The sequence below is a fragment of the Cohnella sp. 56 genome (assembly GCF_037963805.1).
GTDB lineage: Bacteria > Bacillota > Bacilli > Paenibacillales > Paenibacillaceae > Cohnella.
The window spans coordinates 1-20,556 of record NZ_JAZDQE010000016.1 but is presented as its reverse complement, the minus strand read 5'-3'; the positions used below and the strand labels follow the sequence as shown (position 1 = coordinate 20,556).

Here is a 20,556-nt window from a genome sequence, read left to right as displayed (position 1 = left end):
GCGATCTGGTGTGGGCGGAATGCTCGTCCGGGTTTGCCTTACCCACTCGCCGGCGAACCTCTCAGTTAATCGAAACGTTTCAACGACGGTTATTTTGGATTATAAACAATACAAAATGAGGCGTCAATGGCTGATCGATAAACAATAAAAACGTTTCACCGTTTATGGCGCGACATCATAAAAAACCGCCCGAGGTGGGCGGTTGCGGCTGCTCGTTGGCAGGGATGCTGTTCGATGTTCGTTGGATGCTGAATGCCGGATGCTGGATGCTGGCTGGCACGATGGCCGGACAGTAGACACTGGACACCTTATGCCTCCAGCCTGGCACCCTCGTCTCTCCTGACAAGCAAGAAGTACGCCAGCATCGCCGCAGTGCTCGTCGACAAGATGATGACGCCCAGCGGTACCGCCGTGTCCTCGCCCGCGATGCCGACGAGCGGCGAGACGACCGCACCGAGCAGGAACGGAATGACGCCGAGCAGCGCAGCTGCACTGCCTGCCATATTCGCCTGGCTCTCCATGGCGAGCGGAAATGCCGCCGTCGAGGTGATGCCGATCGACGCGACGAAGAAAAAGAGCGGGATGACCAGGGCGAACAGCGGACCGTGGAAGAAAGCGACGACGAGCACGACGATGCTGGACGCAAGAGCAAGGTACAAGCCGAACAGCAGAAATGCGCGCTCGGATATGCGATGCGACGCCCGCCCCACGATCTGCGAGCCGATGATCAGGCTGATGCCGTTCGAGCCGAACAAAAGCGCGAACAAGGTCGGCGAAGCGCCGTAAATATTTTGATAAATAAAGGGCGTACCCGAGACATACGCGAACACACCTGCGATCATGATGCCCTGGGCGAGCATATAGCCGACAAATTGGCGATCCCGCAGGAGCGAACCGTAGTTCCGCAGCTGCTGCTTGACATTGGCCGGGCTGCGCCGCTCGGCGGGCAGCGTCTCCCGCAGACGCCACTTGGTCATCGTCCACAGGTAGATGCCGAGCAGCGACAGCGCGACGAACACGCCGATCCAGGACGAAAAGGACAGAACCCCGCTGCCGGCGACCGGCGCTACGAGCGGTCCCAGGTTGCCGACGAGCAGCAGCAGCGAGAAAAACCGCGTCAGCTCGTGCCCAGCGTAAAGATCGCGCGCGATCGCGCGGGAAATGACGATGCCCGCCGAAGCGGCGAAGCCCTGCAAAAACCGGCATGCGATCAGCAGCCCGATATGAGGCGCGAACGCGCAGCCGAGCGAGGAGATGACATAGACGGCCATGGAGATGAGCAGCGGATTGCGTCTGCCGTGGACGTCGCTCAGCGAGCCCATCACGAGCTGGCCGATGCCGAGCCCGAGCAGGCAAGCGGTCAGGCTGAGCTGCACGAGCGATGCCGTCGTACCGAATTGCTCGACGATCTCAGGGAACGCCGGCAAGTACATGTCGATCGTAAACGGCCCGAGCGTCGAAAATAACCCGAGCAGCAAAGCTTGTCTAAATACATGCGAGTTGTTCTTGTCGGTCATGCGAAGCTATTCTCCTAATCTATGCGGCTTTGCAAATTTTTATTTTTGAAGCCAAGAGTCTGTTGTTCAGAATACCACAGATTAGTGCGGATGCCGACTATTATTATTTTATAAGCCAAACGACAGCTCCCCGCCTAGTCGGAACGGTTGCTATCCCTCATTCATATTACTCTCAATTCTTTTTTCGTAAATGTTCATTCAAAGTATTTATATCATCAGTAATAAGCAATATCTCTCTGCTCTTTTTCTTCAACAATATATAATAGGTTCCTATCCCTAAATTTACTCTTTCATCAGGCACGTTATATCCATACAAGTTTACAAGATGATCGGGGTCTTCTATCTCTATCAAATGTCTTTCAGGCTTTTCTCCATAGATGTTAACTGTATATGGACTCTTCTTCGCAAGAAAATTATTTATAATCACTCCTATAATGAACAGAAGTAGCAAACCTACTCCAAAGTAAAAAAGATATCGGTTAGCTTTTTTCATATATTTTGTCCTTTTCTGATATTCCGCAATTTTCGTCAATGTCATGTTCCCTTAAATCCTCCCAGTAAAGCTGCTACAACCAAAGCTACTCCCAGAGTGACCCCGGCATATCCACCTATCTTAAATCTCTTTATCGCCGATAAAAATTGCAATTACAAACCTAACTCCCATGACAATAAATCACTCCGTCTAGCGGACCAAGGGCCGCAAGGCCCGAAGCGTGAATATAATATTATATCTAGCACCAGTGCCTTCAAGTAAACTAAAAGACAAATAAAGACATCAAGGTTCTAAACCTGATGTCTGATTATCCCACCAATTAAATTCCGATGAAATTAAAGAAGTTGTCAAAAGCAATGGTTATCATTTGGCCAGCCCCTGAGCGCTTCCAAGTTTTCATTTATAATATCGTTCATGATATTCAAGATATTCCCCAATGACTTACCCAATCAAAATCCATTCTTTCATCTATCAACCACTTGCCATTCACATTAACTAATTTATAGGTCAAGGGCGTTGTGTAATCTTTATTCCAACCACGTTCAACCAGTACCAACTTTTCATCATCCCCTACATGTTCGACCCAAATAATTTTAAAACTCACCAACTTTTCAAGTTGTTCGTTTATAGCTTCAGATGTATATAAATTTATGTTTTCTTCAATTGAGTTTTCTTCAGCTTTATCTATCCACAACTTAAACACAAATTTTAGGTACTTCTCTGTAACATATTGTTTCCATATGTTAATGTCATTGTAATTTCCAAAATATAGCTTGATTGTTTTTAACGCATCTGTGTCAGAGTAGATTAGTTGTTTAATTCCATTTGAGCGCCCATTAGGATCATCTTCAAACTTCAATAGTTTTTCATATTCTGTTTTATCTGAAATCCGATCATCAACTTCTTTAGATATATCTTTTTCAATTGTACGAATCTCCTTTATTCCATTGCTGCAAGCTGACAAAATAAAAATTATTATTAAAAGGATTAAATAACTATGCTTCATATATAACCAGCTTTCTGCATTAATTTTGCCTAACGCATTTCTCCCCCATTCCTTTCTTCTAGTCTATTTATTTTCAAACATAACGCTCGATGATCTCGGCTGCGCGGTCGGACTGACAGTCATATCGGTCTCTTCGGCCATTACCTCGTCCTTCCATATGAATAACATTCTTCATTGATAATCAAAGTCCTGTATGAGCGCCGAGCAGCGATTCTACTTTGCTGAAGGCCAGAACGTTCGGGATCTTGTTCTCATTACTGGACCATTAGTAAAATAAACCTATCCGGAAAAACGGAGGGAATTTTTGACGATAGGCTCTCAAAGCGATATTGATGTGCTCAAGGAAATTGGGAAAATCGTGGCGATGACGATCCGGGCCATGAAACGAAACTCACGTGTCGGCATAACGACAAAGGAACTGGACGAGATTGGCGGACAGTTATTGAACGAGATCGGAAGAATCATTGAAATGGAGGCTAAAAAGGGCGGCTATCATGTGATCATTACAATCGAGCCTTTTTACCTACGGATGCAAAATATGTGGACGAACAAGCGGATGGATAAACGTTGTGTGTGTCGGACAATAGCTTTGTGGCACATATGAGCACACTATTATCATTACAAAAAATCGGCCGATCATCGTGACTGCAGCGTAGACTAACAACTTCTGTTGTAGAAACGGGACGGGCAAGTTTTCCTTGCTCCGTCCCGTTCGCGCTTTTTATATGCCGCGGCTCACCGGCTGTTTTGCAAAAAGTGTTCGACCTTCCTTAGTCGCACATGCAAAGCCTCGTTAGAGATTTCTCCCTTGTTTGACACCGCTTCGTGGAGCGCTTCGACCTCGACTTGCATATCCTCCAGCAATTTATAGAAGCGCTCGTAATCTTTCACGACTTTATCCAGGAACTCATCTACTTGATCGGCATCGTAATGCCGCTTAAGCATCCGTCCCTTTTCGAAGTCCTTATTGTAGATATCGACGGCCTTAAAAGCGACCCCTTCTTTTTCTAGCAACTGCTGCAGCTTAGGTCTCGAAGACATGCGATTACCTCCGTTGTTTACTACAGCAATTATACACGTTATTTACAATTAACGTCGTAGCCGGCCAAGTTTCGGTGACGAGACCCATAATGGATACGAATAGCGGCGTCCAGCTCGGGTCGGTAAACGCGGCGACCCATATATCTCCCTCTGCCAGACCGCAATCAACACAAGATAGTTGGTCAATTTTCCCAACCACCCTCATCCTTCTCCAACCTGCCTGTCCGGGAGATCACACCAAGCCCCTTTACACGATTATCCAATTCCGATAACATCTTGCCTAGTAATAGCTAAAGAATCGCAAATGGGAGGAATAAACTATGTCTTATCCGACTCGTTTACCCAGATCGACCCCGGCAGCGCAGGGGCTATCGCCACAGGCGGTTATCGGATTTCTGGACGCGATCCGCGATCGTCAGTTGGAGCTTCACAGCTTCATGCTGCTTCGACGGGGTGAAGTCGTAGCCGAAGGCTCATGGGCCCCCTACCGGCCGGATTATCCGCATATGCTGTTCTCGCTCAGCAAGAGCTTCACGTCGACGGCGATCGGCTTCGCGGTGACGGAGGGGCTGCTGTCGCTGAACGATCCGGTTATCAGCTTCTTCCCCGACGACGTCCCCGAGACGATATCGGATCATCTGGCTGCGATGCAAATTCGGCATCTGCTGATGATGGGCACCGGACATGCCGCGGACGTAACCGGCAGCCTGCGTCAGGATGACAACTGGGTCAGAGCCTTCTTGCAGCAGTCGGTTGAATACGCTCCGGGTACGCACTTCGCTTATAACAGCGCCGCTACATATATGCTGGCCGCCGTTCTCGCTAAAGTGACCGGCCAAACGCTCCTTGAGTTCCTGAAGCCGCGGCTGTTCATGCCGCTCGGGCTGTCCGAGGGCACGTGGGAGACCTGCCCGCAGGGCATCGCAACCGGCGGCTGGGGCCTGAACCTCGCGATCGAAGACATCGCCAAGTTCGGTCAATTTTATTTGCAGCGCGGACAATGGGAAGGCAAGCAGCTCCTGCCGGCCTCCTGGATCGACGAAGCGACAAGCTTCCGGATCAGCAACGGCGACGACAAGGCGAGCGACTGGGCGCAGGGCTACGGATACCAGTTCTGGCTCTGCCGCCACGACGCATACCGCGGAGACGGTGCGTTCGGCCAATTCTGCCTGGTCCTGCCGAAGCAGGATGCCGTACTCGCCATTACGTCCGGCGTAGGCGATATGCAGGCTGTTCTCGATGCCGCGTGGTCCGAACTGCTGCCGGCGCTGTCATCGGACGATGCGATAGCGGACTCGGCAGCGCAGCCGGAGCTGACCGAACGGCTCTCCTCCTTGCGGATCGAACCTTTGCAAGGTGAGCCGTCTTCGCCGCAGGAAGCGCCGAAGCTGGCAGGCCGGGTCTTCCGCCTGGAACCGAACGAGCTGCAGCTTGACGCGATCGCACTGCGATTGTCCGGGCATAGCGCCGAGGTGGTGTTCTCCAGCGAGCAATACGGCGATCAGGCCGTGGAGCTGGGCAGCGGCGAATGGCGGCCAAGCCTGCTCCAGCTCGCCAGCCTCAAGCAAGGCGCGAAGCAGCAGGTAGAGGGCTGCTTCGCCTGGGGGGACGATGACACGCTGAATATCCGGTTAATCTTCGCAGAGACGCCGTTCACCTTCTCGCTGGCCTGTCGTCTGGAAGGAGAAACGCTCGCGGTTCGGGTCTCGTCCAACGTCGGGTGGAAGCAAGGCGAAGTTGTCACGCTCCAAGGTCAGGCAGCCGCGTTGGCTTGAGCTGGAGATGCAGCAGCGGACAAAGACAGCATGCTGAGCGAATAAGAAACATGGTCGTTACGAATGAATTGTAGAGTAAATAAGGATGCCGCACAGTTCCCCCTTATCCCCATATTGCTGATCGGCAGGTTCGCCTCATACAGATGAGAGGTGTCGGCATAGCCGATGCATCTGGGAACGGCCCACTGTGCGGACCGCTCCTCGAGCAAAATGGTCGTGACCGAGCTTGGCGCCGGCCAAAAACCGCACCAAAAATCCGAACGGCGATAAAACAGGATACGGATTTATAATTTGGTTGCCATTCTTATAATCTCTTATAAAAGAGGCGGCCCGCCAAGGGGCCGCCTCTCATTCAAACGTACAACCGTTACTTTTTAACCAGCGTGAAGTCGTCGAAGGCCGCCCAGTTGCCTGCCGCTGCGTTCGAGTGTGCGCCGATTGTGATCGTGCCTGTCGTCACAGTAATGTTGTCGATGACGAGCTCAACCCAGGTCGTGGGCGAGCCGGCCGTCAGATTGCTGCTGTACAGCGTCGATCCGCCGTAGTTGCTCGCCTCCAGGCGCACCGCGCTCTGTCCGCCGCTGGCGCGCACCCATACCGAAGCCTTGTATGTGCCGTTCGGCACCGATACCGCCTGATAGGTCGTCTGCTGATACGCAGCCGACGCATAGTGCGTCAGCTTGTACGTACCCGTACGAGGCGTATCGGTGTCCACGCTATGCGCGGCCGCTTGGCCGCTCGGATGCCAATCGCTCCAATTGCTCAGACTGCCCGCCTCGAGACCGGGATTGAGCAGCAGATTCGTGGCCGTCGCAGCCGTGAAGTTAATGCCGTTTAAGTTTAATGCGCCTTTGTAAACCAGGTACACGTCCTGCGTACCGGATGCGCCGGACAGCGCCGCGCTGTTCGTCACCCAGGTCTGCCAGCCTCCGGTCACGCCGACCGCCAAGGTGCCGAGCAATGTGCCCGTAGGGCTGCCTGTGCGAACCTCGAGCGATGTCGCCGTCGTTCCCCCGTTGGCTACCCGCGCGCTAACGCCGGTCACGCCGCTCAGATCCACATTTTTGAACATCATCCAGCTGCCATTCGTCGCATTGCCGATATCCAGACCGCCGCCCGTGTCGCTCGACGCTTCCGGCTTGATCGAGAACGATTCGTTGTAGGCCGACGCCTTCAGCGCATACGTATTCGGAATGACCGTCTTCGTCGTCGACTGCGTGCCCGACCATTTGAAGGTCGCAGCCGATTTGGCAGGCAACGTATACGTGAACGATTGGCCGCCCCACTTCACCTTAAACGTGTTGTTCGCGGAAGTCTCGTTGTAAGCGACCAGCACCTTGCTGCCGTCCGGATTTTTGGCCGCGATGTTGTGGATGCCGTTCGCATAGCCCGTCGAAGCGATCCGTACCGCGCCCGGCACGATGTATTTGCTCAGATGGCCCATCGCGTAATAAGTCGGACCGTAGGTGACCGCGCCCGTGCTTTGATTGATCGCAACCAGACCGGTGCAGGTCGTGCAGCCGCCGTTGGTCGGACCGTTGTTCGTATCGAGCGCGATATTCCAGGAGATGAAGTTTTTCGACCAGTGGCGTAGCGTCTTCGTCAGGTTTTTCATATCGACATCGAACTGGCCTGTCGTCGTATCCGTCCAGGTGCCGCCCGTACACTCCGTCTCGTACGTATCCTTGGTCGGGTACAGGTAGTGCATCGTGGACATGATCGTCGCTTCGCCGCCGTAGCAATGCCAGGCCGTAGCCGCCGTATAGCTCGCAGCGGACGTATCGCTGTAGTAGGCAGGCACGAAGTCGATATCCCAGTTATGATCGAAAGCGAAGATTTTGACGTTTTTGCCGCTGAGCGCAGGACCGAGATTGTTTTTGACAAAATTGGCCTCCTCCTGCGGCGTCATATACATGCCGGGATATCCGGTGGAAGCCCAGCGCGGCTCATTGTTCGGCGTCACGGCATAGATCGGCACGCTCTTGGCCGCGTACGCGTCGATGAAATTGACGAAATACGTAGCAAAGTCGTCGTAATAATCCGTCTTCAGCGTCGCCGTATCTCCGCCGAGCATGGAGTTGTTGTTTTTCATCCAGCCCGGCGGACTCCACGGACTGGCGACGATTTTCAGATTGCCGTTCAGCGTCCTTGCCTGCTGCAGAAGCGGAATGATGTCGATCTCGTCCTGCGCGATCGAGAAGGCGGACGTCTCCGTCGGCTTGTAGTTGTAGTTGCCGACATGGGAGAAATCGGACGCGCCCATCGTCTGGCGCAGCCAGCTGATCCCGATGCCGCTCGTCGGGCTGAACAGATTGGTCATCAGCGTATTGCGGTTCGCCGCCGTCAGCTTCTGATTCATGAGGTAGGCCGAAGAATCGGTGATCGAGGCGCCGAAGCCGTCAATCGTCTGGAACGTAGCGTTCTCGTCGACAAAGATCGTATTCGTGCCCGAGCTCGTATCGGCCGCAAAGGTCAGATTGCTTTGCGCCGCGAGCTTCTCCGTCAACGATTCATTCGTGCGCCATACGCTTACCGTTTCTCCGGCAGCCGAAGCCGTCCCTGTCTGCGCAAATGGCAGCGAGCTCACGACCAACGATGTCATCAACACGGCTGCGGTCATGCCCTTTAACAACTTGCCCATTCTGATGCCTCCTTTGTATTGGCTGTTCAACTAGCGAAGCTTGCGCCGCGGCTCCCTTGCTTGTCCTATGACTTCCATCACCCCCTTTGCGGCAAGCGATAAATAAGGATGGAATTCAGCCTGTCTCCCCTCTTACTTTCCTGTTTTTTGCTTCCACTCGTCCAGCTGCTTCTGTACTTCCGCGACTACTTTTTCGATGCCCGCTTTTTTGCGTTTCCCGATATATTCGGCCAGCTTCTGCTCGACATCCGCAGCCCCGGTATTCAGCGGCGGGCCGTACTCGTCGTTCACCGCCTGAATGTTGGCGATCTCGGTCTGCACCGGCTCCGGATCGAACGTGAAGCCCAGAATCGGCGAAGACTTGGCTTCATTGTTTTCCTTTTGCGTGAGCTCGAGCACTTGCGGGTCCTGGCCTTCCTGCATGTCGACGAGGAACGTATTGCCGAATACCCAGCTCGTGTTCGGGTTGTAGCCGCTGTCGTCGTTCATCTTGATCGTATCGGCGGAGATGCGGGTATAATGCTTGCCCTCGATGCCGTAGCTGATGAGGTTGAGCAGCTCTTTGTCGGTGTTCAGCAGGTTCAGGAACATCAGCGCGCGCTCCGGATTTTTGGACGTCTGGCTGATCGACTGCATCGACTGAATGATCGTATTCGTACCGACGAACGGCTCGGACGTAGGGACCAGCACGATGTCCTGGCCGCCGGAAGCATTTTTCTCCTCTACCTCGCGGCCCGGCTTGAGTACGTTGTGGAACGATACGGCAACCTGGCCCGCCTTCTTCCGGTCGTCGAGCGCTTTGACGGTGGGCGCATCCTTGTTGATCAGGCCTTTGGCATACCATTCATGCATCAGGTTCAAATATTGCTTGTATTCCGGCGACTGGATCACGTCCATCACCTTCATGTCCGCAGCATCGCGGTATATGCCGACGATCGCTTCGTTCGAGATATATTCGATGTTGTTGTAGGTCGTCTTCATATTCTCGAAGTTGCCGCCCCGCGTCATCGCGAACGGGATGATGTCCGGCTCGTTCGCCTTGATCTGCTCGAGGAACGGCTCGATGTCCTTGATCGACTTGATCGCGCCCGTATCGAGGCCGTATTTGTCCGCGAACCGCTTCTGGATGAGGAAGCCTTCCTTGTTCGTGATCGTCTGGTAGTTGAGGATGCCGTATATTTTGCCGTCGACCTTGAGCGCTTCCCATACGATATCGGGGAACAGCTTTTGCAGCTCGGGCGCGTTTTTCTCCAGCAGCGGACCGAGCTCGGCGAAGGCGCCGCGGCGGGCATTTTGCGCATAGTTGAACATCCAGAACGAGGTCCAGGCGATATCGAACTTCTCATTGGCCGCGACCATCGTGTTGAGCTTCTGCTCGTAGCTGCCGCCGTCGGTCGGCATCAGCTTGATGGTGGCGTTGATTTTGTCCTTCGTAATTTTGTTGATCGCATCCTCGACCACCTGCGTATCCGGCTGCGTGCTCCATTGCGGATAGTACCAGGTCAGCTCGACCGGCTCCAGCTTCGAAGCGGCCGTATCCGTCGCAGTCTGCTCCGCGGACGGCTTGTTGGCCGGTTTGCCGCTGTCAGCCTCTTTGTCTGCGCTGCATGCGGAGAGCGCCAAGGTCAAGCCGAGCGAGGCGGCAAGCACCGCCTTTGCACCTTTGCTGTATTCGTTCCCCATCTTCATCCTCCTCAGATATGGTCCATTATTCTTTAAGCGACCCTACGGTAAGCCCTCTCACGAAGTAACGCTGGAAAAAAGGAAAGATGAACAGCATCGGTCCCGCGCCCAGTACGGCCAGCGCCATTCGGGTCGTCAAGCTCGGGAACTTCGTCACATCCACGCTGCCGCTCAGATGCTGGGAATTGGCGGCGTAGAATTCGATCGAATTCATCGTGCGATAGAGCAGCAGCTGCAGCGGCACGAGCTTGTTGCGGTCGATGAACAACAGGCCCAGCCACCAATCGTTCCAGTAAATGAAGGAAATGAACAGCCCGACCGTAGCGAGCGCCGGCGTGGACAGCGGCAGTACGATCGTGAAGAAGGCCCGGTATTCGCCGGCTCCGTCGATCTTGGCCGATTCGATGACTTCCGCAGGCATGCGGTCGAGGAAGCCCTTCATAATCATGACGTAGAACGGATTGATCAGATAAGGAATGATGAGCACCCACAGCGTGTCCTTCATATGCAAATACTTCACGATCAGAATATAAAAAGGTACAAGGCCGCCGTTGAACAGCATCGTAAACACGACAAACAGCGTTGTCGCCTTTCTATACGGATACTCCCTGCGGGATATCACATATGCGATCATGGCTGTCAGCAAAAGACCCGCAAGCGTCCCGAGCACCGTCACGATAATCGTCATCGCGTAGGCATGGAGCAGTACGCCCGGATGCTTGAATACCGCCGCATAGCCGTCCAGGCTGAATCGCTCCGGGATAAACCGGTACCCGTGCTTGACGACGGAATCTTCCTGCGACAAGGAAATCGACACGACGAGCAGCAGCGGACAGATCATGATCGCGGCCACAGCCGCAAGTACGGCATGACTTAACAGACGAGCGACAGCGCGCTCATTTCTTTTCATGGGAACACCCCACCCCTACCACAGTGCATGATCCGAGTTGACTTTTTTGATGATCGTATTGGTGGCGACGACAAGGATGAAGCCGACGAGCGATTGATAGAGTCCTACCGCAGCGGACATGCCCACATCGCCCAACGTCCGCAGCGCGCGGAACACGTACGTATCGATGACATCCGTGGTCGCGTACAGGAAGCTGGAGTTGTTGGGAATGAAGTAGAACAAACCGAAGTCCGCCCGGAACATCCCGCCGATCGCGACGATGAGAAGAACAACAATCAGCGGCATCAGCAGCGGCAACGTAATCTTGCGGATCATCTGCAGTCTGCCGGCTCCGTCGATCCTCGCAGCCTCGTAGTAGCTCGGATCGATGCCGATGATGCCGGCGTAGTAGACGAGCGTGGAGAAGCCTACCGTTTTCCACAGATTGACCGCGTTCAGTATATACGGCCAGCGGCCCGATTCCTGATACCAGTTGACCGGCTCCTGCCCGAACAGCCGCCAGACATGATCCAGCAGTCCGCGGTCCTGCTCGAGAAAAGCCAGCACGATGTAGCCGACGACCACCCAGGACAAAAAGTAAGGAAGGAACAGCGCGCTCTGGTACACCTTCACGGCCCGGCCGCTCATCTCGCCCAGCAGCAGCGCAAGAATAAGCGCGCATACCAGCGTGATGATAATGAAGCCGCCGTTGTACAAGACCGTATTGCGCGTCACCCGCCATGCATTGTCGGATACGAAGAAGAAGCGGAAGTTGTCCAAGCCGTTCCACTGACTGCCGAAGATGCCTTTGTCGAACCGGAACTTTTTGAAGGCTACGATCAGTCCGATCAGCGGCAGATAGTTGAAGATCAGCTTGAACAGCAGCGCCGGAAGACTAAGGAAGAACAAGTCTTTATTTTTCCGGAAACGCCCTTTGCTTCTCGGCTGAACCGTCCCGCCCGCCTCGCTGCCGACTTGGCTGTTCATATTGCACATTCACCTCCTCGCGCTGCCCAATTTGGAAGCCGCAGCGTTCATAGGTCGATTTAAGCAGATTGTGTGGCGTTTCCTCTACTGAACAAATTGCATTTTACTCCGCTCGCCCTCTTCTCTATGGGCACATTACTCCTGGCTGCATCGCTTCCGGCCTGCCGTCTAATATTTATCCGGCGTCATGACCTTATGGAGTCTGTAATTTTTCGGAGAAGTGCCGTATTTGCTCTTGAACAGCTTGAAGAAATAGCTCTGCGAACGGTAGCCGGACAGCTCCATCACTTCGTTAATCGTAATATCCTTCGTCTCCAGCAGCTCCAGCGCCCGCTCCAGACGGTATTCGTTCATATATTCCGTCACGGTCATGCCCGTGCTCTGCTTGAATTGGCGGCCGATATAGGCCGACGACATCTTGAGCAGCTGGGCCATCGCGTTCAGGCTGAAGTCCGGGTCCATGCTGTTCTCGGCAATCATATCCTTCATCGTGCGGGCGAGCATGTCGGCCTTCTCCAGCTCTGCCGGATGATCCTGGTCCGCGAGCTGCTCGGCGAGCGAACAGAACAGCAGCTTCATCTCCTCCGCCGTCTCCTGCTTCAGCACTTCCTGGTGAAAGGCCCTGATGTCGATATCCAGCGGGCGGAGCCTGTGTTCGTTCATCTCGCTGATCGTCTTGGTGACGGTCACCGTCATATGCAGAACCGCATTCATGAACTGGGAATAGGTCAGCCTGGACGCATATTCGAAATAATGGTCGATATCGCCCTTCAGCTCCTGGCTGTTGCCCAGCCGCAGATGCTCCGTCATCTGCCGCTCGATATGGTCGGCATGATGCAGATTCTCGTGCCGATCCTCCGCCCGCACCAGCTCCGTCGTTATCAGCGCCGCGCTGCCCAGGAGCATCCGGTACTGGATCAGCTGCAGCGCCTCCTGGTAGGCATCGGCCATCCCCGTACAGCTGCCGAACGGCCGGGCCAGTGAGAAGGTGGTGGACAAATGATAGTAGGTCTGGATGACCTGCTGCAGCTCCCTGATCGTCTCCTTAATCAAATCGCCGGCCAATGTCAGACTGGGCAAGGAGCAGAGGAACACATACTGGTTGTCCCCCATCTCGATCCAGACCGGCTTGCCGTGCCTAGACAGCAATTCTTCGGCGATATTGCCAAGCGCGAACTTGTAAATCCGCTGCTCCGAAGCGCTGGCCTGCAGCATCTGCCGCTCGAAGCGGTCGATCTTGCAGACGCCGATCATAAAAGGCCCTGCCGCATCGAGCGGCAGCCGATGCTCGGTCAGCCATGACCTGAACTCCTCTTCAGTTAGCTCCGTCCCCCGGCTCAGCATGCTGCGAAAATGGAAGTTTTCGACGATCTTCCGGTTGCGCAGATGGTGGCGTTCGGCCAGATCCGCCTTGTCCGCCATCGAGGCATAGCTGGCCGCCAGGTAAGACCATTCGTCCTTCTGCCCCGCAGACTTCATCTCATGCGGCAGCGTCCCCCGCACCTGCCTGACCATCGAATCCACGGGGCGGTACAGCCGCGTGGAGATAATGAAGGCGATGACGGCGGACAGCACCAGGAATAGGATCGTCACCGCCATGAGCATATTGCGGATGCCGTTCACTTCCTTGAACGCATAATCGTAGGACTGGATGCCGATCGCCTTCCAGTTGTACTCTCCCAGCGACATGACCGTGACGATGGACCTGTGGCTGCCCCGCCCATAGGTGAATGTCTCCAGTTCTGCGCGGCTTTCTTTGATCCGCTCCGCTATGCGTTCGGGCAGAAAATCCGCCTCCCGATTATCGTTCGTATACAAGACGCCGCTGCCGTCCATCAGGAGCACGGAGCTGCTCTTGTCGTACGCCAGGCTGTTGATTACCTTAATATTGTTGAAGATCCATTCGGGCTTCACATTCAGAATCAGCTTGCTCTGCTTCGACTGCTCCGCCCGCTCGTCGTACATCATATAAGAGAAAAAATCGATGGCGTTCGAAGTGTCTGCCGTTATTTTCATCGGAACCAGCTTCATCTTCTGGACATTCGCTTGGTTGCCGAGCTGCAGCTCGAAGCGCTCGATCTCGCCGTGCAGATTATCCTGGAACTTGCGGTTCGTAGACAGATACGTATCCGTGTAATAGTTATAAAGAATGATCGAGTGCAAATATGTAGAGGAATCCGCGACCTTGTCCAGCTTGGCAAGCTTGATCGCGATATCCCCGTAGCTGAACGTCTTGCTATATAAAATCGGGATGACCTCATTGTCGAAGTAAAGCGACATCATCAAGTTTTTGAGAATCTCATCCATATACTCGACGTTATATTTGACCTGGGCGAACACTTTGCGGTTCGCCTCCATCTGAATATGCATGGTCGATTGCTTCATCTTCCAGTACAAAGTCGATGCGAAAACACATAGGATCGCTACGATAAAAACTATGAGTGTCCATACGATACGCTGCAAATATTTGCGGGAACGAAATTGGACCAACATCATCTCAATTCCTCCTGGTCGATGTCTTCCGCTGCCTGCTTGCCTGCAGCATAGCGGGAGGGCCGCCCTGTCAGGACAGCCCTATCCGCATCTCGAACGTTCAAATCAAGCTGCCGTATTCGTCAGCGGCGCGCAAAGCGGTAAGTCGCGACGCTCATGGGAGGAGCATCAGCTTCGAACTGCTTGCCCTCGCACACTATTCTTATCGGCTGCTGCTGCTCCGTCTGATTAATGACGACAACAACGATGCTGCCGTCCGGGTTCAGGAACGCGACATTGGTGACGGTATCGGCCGAGCCGTAATTGCTCTCGATTCTTCTGGCCCCCGGCTTCACGAATCTGGCGAATTGTCCGGTCAGATGCAGCTCCGGCGTCATCCAGTATTCGTCCCGGTTGGCATGATGCTGCACGAGCAGCGTCGGATCGGGAATGCCGACCCACTGATGCTTGCCGATCCGGCTGTCGAGCATCGTGACCCATGCGTTATAGCTCGAAGCCCAGTTGCGGAAATATTGCGCGATGCGGTCCGCCGCCGCCACGCCCCAGATCGAGCGCTCCGTCATATGAACCGTCTGATCCGGATACGCCGCCTTCAGCTCGGACATGACCGACGGCTCCCCTTCATAATCGTGGAGGGCGATGCCGTCCGAGGCGCGGCGGCCGTCCTCATCGTTCAGGATCGGGCAGCAATACGTCCACGCATCGTGGAAATTGTGATCGAAGATCCAGATTTTTGTGGAGAGGCCATGGGCATCAAGCTCCCGGCGCAGCGCGACGATCAGCTCGCGCTCCTGCTCCGGGCTCATGTAGCAGCTCGGGTAATCGATCTCCAGCAGCGGCTCGTTCTGCACGGTAATCGCATAGATGTCGATGCCCTGCTCCTTGTACGCCTGAATCGCTTTGCGGTAATAGAGCGCGAGCGCATCGATATACGGCCTGCCCTGCTTCAGCTCCCCGCGTCTTAAATCTCCCGACGTCTTCATCCAGGCCGGAGGCGACCAGGAAGAGGCGAATATACGCAGTTCCGGCGCTGCGGCCAGCAGCCGCTGAACGGCAGATACGATCCCGAGGTCCATATCCTTGCGAATCGAGAACCGCTCCATCGCAAAGTCCGTCTCCCCCTCCTCCAGGTCGTCGTAGGTATAGAACGGCTGTGCCGTAAAATCCGAAGTGCCGAGCGTGATGCGGAGCAAGCTGAAGCCGGCACCCCCGTCCGGATCGACCAGCAGAGAGATGATCTCGTCCTGCTTTTCAGGGGACATACGGGCCAGATTATATACGGTGCTCTCTTCCATCGAAGTGCCGATCCCGAGGATCTCCTGATAGGCCAGCTCCGGGAATACGGCGATCGTCGCCATGTTTTCCGGCCTCGGCGCATGCGCCCACAAGGGCGGCCTCGCCTCCCCTTTGTATGCGATCGGCTTCGGCTCATCGAACCAAGTGCGAGCTCTCGGCTCCTTCTCCGAACTCCACCATACCTCTACCTGATTGGCTTTATTTGTCTTATTCGCCGTCATGATATTCTCCTTTTGCGCGCTATTAAAAAAATGGCGTTCCAAGTCCAGCATGACAGCGAGACGGCGGCTCCCGCTACTGCTCAAATTGTACTTTACTCCGCTGGCGCGCTTCACTATGAAGCGATATTTACAGAGCGGGACGGCCCTCGTCGTGAAAGTAAATTTTAGGCATTATGCAACCGAAGCTGCTCCCGCAGTATCTTAGGGGAACGACAGTGGATGGAGCAACGCTGCTGGCATTGATGGAACCTATTTACAAAACAGGCGTCTGCATATAAGATAATAAAAATATTACAAAGGCGACGAAGAGAAGAGTAAACCAGAACCTCTCCCACAGAGAGCTCCGTATGCTGAAAAGGAGCGGAGAGTTCTAGTTGAACCAAGACTCTGAGCATCACATCGAATCTTGACACAAGGGATGATGTGACAGGTGCTCCTGTTATAGAGCAGAGTATTTAAATACTCGCCGAGGTTCGTATGGTGACATACGAACGAATTGGGGTGGCACCGTGAAAAATCATCCTCAAGACAATTTATTGTCTTGGGGATGATTTTTTTTACAATTCGAGGAGTGATACTTGGATGCGAAGTTTTAAAGAAGTAATGGCAAGCTGGAAGTACCCTTCGATCTTATTGTTCGGCATCGGGTTATCCAATATAGGCGCTTGGGTCTACTTCATCGCATTAAATCTGATTGTTCTCAGTATGACGGGATCTCCGCTTGCGTTGTCCATTTTGTACATGATTCGTCCTGTCGCAGGACTCCTTGCAAATATAGGGGCGGGCAGTATCGTGGATCGAGTAAACAAAAAGTATGTCATGGTCGTGCTCGATGTCTCCAGAGCCCTCGTCATGTGCATTCTGCCCTTCACAGACTCGATCGGGATCATTTATGCCGTTACCTTCGTTATACAAGTCGCCAGCCATGTGTTCGGAAATGCCTCCTTTGTATACATCACCAAGCTTATCCCCGAGGAGCAGCGGCCGCGATTCAATTCACTCAACAGTCTGCTCAGCTCGGGAGCGTTCTTAATCGGTCCAGCGATTGCGGGTCTTCTTTTTCTGGTCGGCACGCCGGAGTTTGCCATTTTCACAAATGCAGCCGCACTGCTGATCTCCGGCTCGTTAACCCTCTTTATGCCGAACCTGGAGCGGGAACCTATACGTGATAAGTCCAGTCAGCCCTTATTATCGTTTGCCGTCGTAAAAGAAGATTTTTTAACGGTTAAAGCCTTCTATCGAATCTACCCTTTTGTTATGGCCATGTGTCTGCTTTTCGGCGGATTAATGGTTGTCATGGCGTCATCTGTCGACTCGCTGGAGGCATCGTTTGCAACAATCGTACTTGGACTTACGGAAAGCGGTTATGGACTTCTCGTTAGTATAGCCGGTGCGGGCATCGCTGCGGGAGCGGTTCTGAATGCGTGGGTTGTCAATAAGCTGACTCCATTGAGATTAATTAGCATCGGGGTGCTTGGCAACTGCTTCGGTTATTGCATTTATGCATTCTCGCATTCATTTTTTACTGCCGCAGTCGGTTTCTTCGTCCTTTCTTTTTTCCTTGCCTTTGCGAATACAGGATTTATGACCTTTTATCAGAAAAGCGTCCCGATTGAAATCATGGGGCGGGTAGGGTCGCTCAATGGCTTCATTGAATCTGTGCTTACGATGATCATAACTTTTATATTCGGCATCTTGGCCGATGCCATCACCATTCGGCCTGTTGTAATATGCGGTGTGCTCCTTATGCTATTGCTAGCAATTATTATAGCAACGCTTGGTATGTCCTCCATATTGCATAAAAGAAACACAAGCAGGCCTGCCTGAGCTCGTGTCGCTCCCGAGAGAGTCGCGGACTGCGATCGGACGTCAAGCGACTGCCCGATGCGGATTCCGTATCGTAATTGGAGAAGGCTCATCGGAATCCGGATCAGACACGCGCTTTGCAGAATGCCGCCCCCTGTCGGATACGCCGATCGTCGGGATTATGGAGGAAGACGGTGTCCGTGCACCAGGACTTTCACCCGAAAGATGACGCCCATGCCGGGCCCACATAAATAAGGCAGGCCTGTCATGAGGTGACAGACCTGCCTGCATTGTAAATGAAAGAAAATTAGTTCAACGACTCCAGAAGCATCTTGATATCCGGATTCAGATTAAGGGTGTTTAAGATCAGCGTTAATGCCTCGGCGCGCGTCGCGTTGCTTTTTGGATCAAATTTGTCGTTCGCTTTGCCGTTGATGATACCGGCTTCAGCCGATTGCTTAATCGCATCTGCCGCGAAGGATCTTGACGTATCGGTGAAGTTGCCCTTTGTTGTATCTTTTGCAACATGCTCCATGTCGATCAAGCGGCTCATGATCGCAACCATCTCTTCGCGCGTAATGGTATTGTTGGGCTTGAAGGAGCCGTTGCCGTAGCCTTGGATAACGCCTGCGCCAGCCAGAGCTTCGATAGCAGGCTTGGCCCAATGGTCAGAGATATCATTCAAGGCAACCGGTGTCCGGCTTGCCGAGATCGTAAATATGCGTGAAATAATCGTCACAAACTCAGCGCGTGTAATATCGCTATTCGGCCTAATTGTTCCGTCCGCATATCCGGTTATAGCGCCCAGATTGGTGAGCGTTTGAACCGTTTTTTCTGCCCAGTGGCCTTTAATATCTGCAGGTTGATTCGGAGCAGGATTCTTCTTCGCTGCCTCGACCTTCGCTGCCATTGCGCTTACGACTTCTTTGGTATTCACGATCTCGCTCTTGAATACATCCCCCGATTCAGGGGCAGGGGTCGGTTCTTGAGGCGTAGTCGGCTTAACCGGTTCAGTCGGTGTTGGCACAGGCGGTACAGTTGGGATGCTCGGTACCGTGACAGTAACGTTAACCGTCTTCTGAAAAGTTCCAAAGGTGACGGTAATCGTCGCCGTACCGCTGGAAACGGCTGTCACCAGTCCAGTAGTGCTGACTGTCGCGACAGAAGTAGCCGAAGAGACATAAGTCGCGGATTGCGTGAGATCTACCGTCTGCGAAGTTACAAGTGTCCCTGCAACGCGCAGTTGTCTGACAGACCCGTTGCTCATATCCAGACTTGCAGCATCAACTTCTATCGACCGTACTGCTACTTGACCGGACACCGTAACAGGAATAGTAACCGTAATTCCGTCAAGCGTCCCCGTAACCGTAGTCGCTCCGGCTTGCAATGCCGTTACTAATCCGGCTGCGTTGACCTCTGCAATCTGCGGATTGGCTACAACCCAACTCAGCGAAGAAGCTGCAAGCGATTTGGAGCCAGCAATACCATAATCTCCTGTGAGCGTCGGTGCGGCTGCAGCACCGATATCCAAGTTCAAGACTGCCGGCGTTGCGGTAATGCTCAGGAGTGCTGGCGCGTCCTGTTTCAGAACGGTTAACGTGAAGGTGCGCGTGTCTTGTACCCCATTCTTGGCAATCGTTGCTGTCAACGTTACCGGAATATCACTCGCTGTATAAACAGGGCGCTCTACATGTCCTTCATTGGTAATGATCGTATCATCGTTGCTCGACCACGTAATGGTTGTGCCATCGACGCCTGCGGCTGGAAGCGTCACATCTTGTGTGACGGATGCTTCGGAATCGCCTTGTGCGAACGTGATAGCGAGTGCTGCTTTCGCCGCTGCGACCGCTTCCTGATCCGTCTGCGTTTGCGGCAGTACCTTGATCGTGAAGGTGCGTACATCCGACACAGTCCCTTTTGCGATCGTCGCTGTCAGAACAACATCTTGTGGACCCTCCAAATAGGATGGACGGACGACAATGCCCTTGTCGGAAATAATTGCGTCTTTGTCAGACGACCATGTTATCTCAGTCTCGTTCGTTCCCGCAGTCGGTAGCGTGACGTCCTGCGTCACGCCGGTTGCGGAGTCACCTGTCGCATAGCCGATGACAAGTGCAGCCTTGTCCGCTGCAACGGCTTCCGCATCGGTCTGCGCGGCGGCAAGCACTTCGATTGGGAATTCACGCGTATCGCTGACGCCGTTGCGTTCGATCGTCGCGGTGAGCTTGACCGACTGGTTGCCTTGGGTAAAAGTTGGGCGGGTTATGGTACCGTCAGCGGCAACAACCGCTAAGCGGTTCGACGCCCAAGTAACGGTCGTCCCGTTCGTTCCCGCAGTCGGCAGCGTGACGTCCTGCGTCACGCCGGTTGCGGAGTCACCTGTCGCATAGCCGATGACAAGTGCAGCCTTGTCCGCTGCTACGGCTTCCGCATCCGTCTGCGCGGCGGCAAGCACTTCGATTGAGAATTCACGCGTATCGCTGACGCCGTTGCGTTCGATCGTCGCTGTGAGCTTAGCCGACTGGTTGCCTTGAGTGAAGGTTGGGCGGGTTACAGTACCGTCAGCGGCAACAACCGCTAGGCGGTTCGACGCCCAAGTAACGGTCGTCCCGTTCGTTCCCGCAGTCGGCAGCGTGACGTCCTGCGTCACGCCGGTTGCGGAGTCACCTGTCGCATAGCCGATGACAAGTGCAGCCTTGTCCGCTGCT

14 protein-coding genes, 1 pseudogene and 1 other annotated feature are annotated in these 20,556 nt (G+C 53.8%); of the genes and pseudogenes, 3 read left to right on the top strand and 12 right to left on the bottom strand.

Annotation, left to right across the window (positions count from 1 at the left end):
- Nucleotides 1–308: 308 nt before the first annotated feature.
- The 3 genes from VQ071_RS23230 to VQ071_RS23220 form a co-directional block, all read right to left on the bottom strand.
- Nucleotides 309–1,517, bottom strand: coding sequence for a multidrug effflux MFS transporter (locus tag VQ071_RS23230; protein WP_340516624.1), 1,209 nt, complete (start codon nucleotides 1,515–1,517; stop codon nucleotides 309–311).
- A gap of 172 nt (nucleotides 1,518–1,689) precedes the next feature.
- Nucleotides 1,690–2,055: a hypothetical protein gene (locus VQ071_RS23225; RefSeq protein ID WP_340516623.1), complete on the bottom strand. Its 366-nt coding sequence runs from the start codon at nucleotides 2,053–2,055 to the stop codon at nucleotides 1,690–1,692.
- A 376-nt stretch (nucleotides 2,056–2,431) separates the two neighbouring features.
- Nucleotides 2,432–3,016, bottom strand: a complete 585-nt coding sequence (locus VQ071_RS23220; protein WP_340516622.1) for a hypothetical protein — start codon at nucleotides 3,014–3,016, stop codon at nucleotides 2,432–2,434.
- 304 nt (nucleotides 3,017–3,320) lie between these two features.
- On the opposite strand from VQ071_RS23220, the gene VQ071_RS23215 reads away from it, so the two are divergent.
- A complete protein-coding gene (locus tag VQ071_RS23215; RefSeq protein WP_340516621.1) occupies nucleotides 3,321–3,620 on the top strand; it encodes a hypothetical protein in 300 nt (99 codons plus the stop codon).
- 131 nt (nucleotides 3,621–3,751) lie between these two features.
- Here VQ071_RS23215 and VQ071_RS23210 read toward each other — a convergent pair whose 3' ends face one another.
- Both VQ071_RS23210 and VQ071_RS29350 read right to left on the bottom strand, forming a co-directional pair.
- Entirely contained in the window at nucleotides 3,752–4,057 is a 306-nt protein-coding gene (locus VQ071_RS23210; RefSeq protein ID WP_340516620.1) for a DivIVA domain-containing protein, read from the bottom strand.
- Between the two features lie 70 nt (nucleotides 4,058–4,127).
- Nucleotides 4,128–4,217: pseudogene (locus VQ071_RS29350) on the bottom strand (PEP-utilizing enzyme); the annotation flags it as partial.
- Between the two features lie 160 nt (nucleotides 4,218–4,377).
- Between VQ071_RS29350 and VQ071_RS23205 the strand changes: the two are divergent.
- Nucleotides 4,378–5,832 (top strand): serine hydrolase domain-containing protein, encoded by a 1,455-nt coding sequence (locus VQ071_RS23205; protein ID WP_340516619.1) that lies wholly within the window; start codon nucleotides 4,378–4,380, stop codon nucleotides 5,830–5,832.
- 367 nt (nucleotides 5,833–6,199) lie between these two features.
- On the opposite strand, the gene VQ071_RS23200 is transcribed toward VQ071_RS23205, so the two are convergent.
- From VQ071_RS23200 to VQ071_RS23175, 6 genes are all read right to left on the bottom strand, one after another.
- The gene (locus VQ071_RS23200; protein ID WP_340516618.1) at nucleotides 6,200–8,473 is read right to left on the bottom strand and encodes a carbohydrate-binding protein; all 2,274 of its coding nucleotides are present in this window, start codon (nucleotides 8,471–8,473) and stop codon (nucleotides 6,200–6,202) included.
- Between the two features lie 132 nt (nucleotides 8,474–8,605).
- A complete protein-coding gene (locus VQ071_RS23195) occupies nucleotides 8,606–10,156 on the bottom strand; it encodes an ABC transporter substrate-binding protein (protein ID WP_340516617.1) in 1,551 nt (516 codons plus the stop codon).
- 25 nt (nucleotides 10,157–10,181) lie between these two features.
- A complete protein-coding gene (locus tag VQ071_RS23190) occupies nucleotides 10,182–11,066 on the bottom strand; it encodes a carbohydrate ABC transporter permease (RefSeq protein WP_340516616.1) in 885 nt (294 codons plus the stop codon).
- A 15-nt stretch (nucleotides 11,067–11,081) separates the two neighbouring features.
- Nucleotides 11,082–12,032, bottom strand: coding sequence for an ABC transporter permease (locus VQ071_RS23185; protein WP_340516615.1), 951 nt, complete (start codon nucleotides 12,030–12,032; stop codon nucleotides 11,082–11,084).
- Nucleotides 12,033–12,200: 168 nt separating this feature from the next.
- Entirely contained in the window at nucleotides 12,201–14,528 is a 2,328-nt protein-coding gene (locus VQ071_RS23180; protein WP_340516614.1) for a helix-turn-helix domain-containing protein, read from the bottom strand.
- 119 nt (nucleotides 14,529–14,647) lie between these two features.
- Nucleotides 14,648–16,042 carry a glycoside hydrolase family 30 protein gene (locus VQ071_RS23175; RefSeq protein ID WP_340516613.1) on the bottom strand — a complete coding sequence of 465 codons (1,395 nt, stop codon included), beginning with the start codon at nucleotides 16,040–16,042 and terminating at the stop codon, nucleotides 14,648–14,650.
- Nucleotides 16,043–16,335: 293 nt separating this feature from the next.
- Nucleotides 16,336–16,570 (top strand) — a binding site (T-box leader).
- Between the two features lie 54 nt (nucleotides 16,571–16,624).
- Between VQ071_RS23175 and VQ071_RS23170 the strand changes: the two genes are divergently transcribed.
- A complete protein-coding gene (locus VQ071_RS23170; protein WP_340516612.1) occupies nucleotides 16,625–17,869 on the top strand; it encodes an MFS transporter in 1,245 nt (414 codons plus the stop codon).
- 286 nt (nucleotides 17,870–18,155) lie between these two features.
- On the opposite strand, the gene VQ071_RS23165 is transcribed toward VQ071_RS23170, so the two are convergent.
- Nucleotides 18,156–20,556, bottom strand: a 2,401-nt coding sequence (locus tag VQ071_RS23165) for an immunoglobulin-like domain-containing protein (protein ID WP_340516611.1), incomplete at its 5' end; no start/stop codon positions are given.

What these genes read in the sequence shown, in the direction of transcription:
- VQ071_RS23220 (WP_340516622.1), bottom strand. Translation starts at nt 3,016, where the DNA reads ATGAAGCATAGTTATTTAATCCTTTTAATAATAATTTTTATTTTGTCA.
- VQ071_RS23230 (WP_340516624.1), bottom strand. Translation starts at nt 1,517, where the DNA reads ATGACCGACAAGAACAACTCGCATGTATTTAGACAAGCTTTGCTGCTC.
- VQ071_RS23210 (WP_340516620.1), bottom strand. Translation starts at nt 4,057, where the DNA reads ATGTCTTCGAGACCTAAGCTGCAGCAGTTGCTAGAAAAAGAAGGGGTC.
- VQ071_RS23175 (WP_340516613.1), bottom strand. Translation starts at nt 16,042, where the DNA reads ATGACGGCGAATAAGACAAATAAAGCCAATCAGGTAGAGGTATGGTGG.
- VQ071_RS23185 (WP_340516615.1), bottom strand. Translation starts at nt 12,032, where the DNA reads ATGAACAGCCAAGTCGGCAGCGAGGCGGGCGGGACGGTTCAGCCGAGA.
- VQ071_RS23205 (WP_340516619.1), top strand. Translation starts at nt 4,378, where the DNA reads ATGTCTTATCCGACTCGTTTACCCAGATCGACCCCGGCAGCGCAGGGG.
- VQ071_RS23200 (WP_340516618.1), bottom strand. Translation starts at nt 8,473, where the DNA reads ATGGGCAAGTTGTTAAAGGGCATGACCGCAGCCGTGTTGATGACATCG.
- VQ071_RS23170 (WP_340516612.1), top strand. Translation starts at nt 16,625, where the DNA reads ATGCGAAGTTTTAAAGAAGTAATGGCAAGCTGGAAGTACCCTTCGATC.
- VQ071_RS23195 (WP_340516617.1), bottom strand. Translation starts at nt 10,156, where the DNA reads ATGGGGAACGAATACAGCAAAGGTGCAAAGGCGGTGCTTGCCGCCTCG.
- VQ071_RS23180 (WP_340516614.1), bottom strand. Translation starts at nt 14,528, where the DNA reads ATGATGTTGGTCCAATTTCGTTCCCGCAAATATTTGCAGCGTATCGTA.
- VQ071_RS23225 (WP_340516623.1), bottom strand. Translation starts at nt 2,055, where the DNA reads ATGACATTGACGAAAATTGCGGAATATCAGAAAAGGACAAAATATATG.
- VQ071_RS23190 (WP_340516616.1), bottom strand. Translation starts at nt 11,066, where the DNA reads ATGAAAAGAAATGAGCGCGCTGTCGCTCGTCTGTTAAGTCATGCCGTA.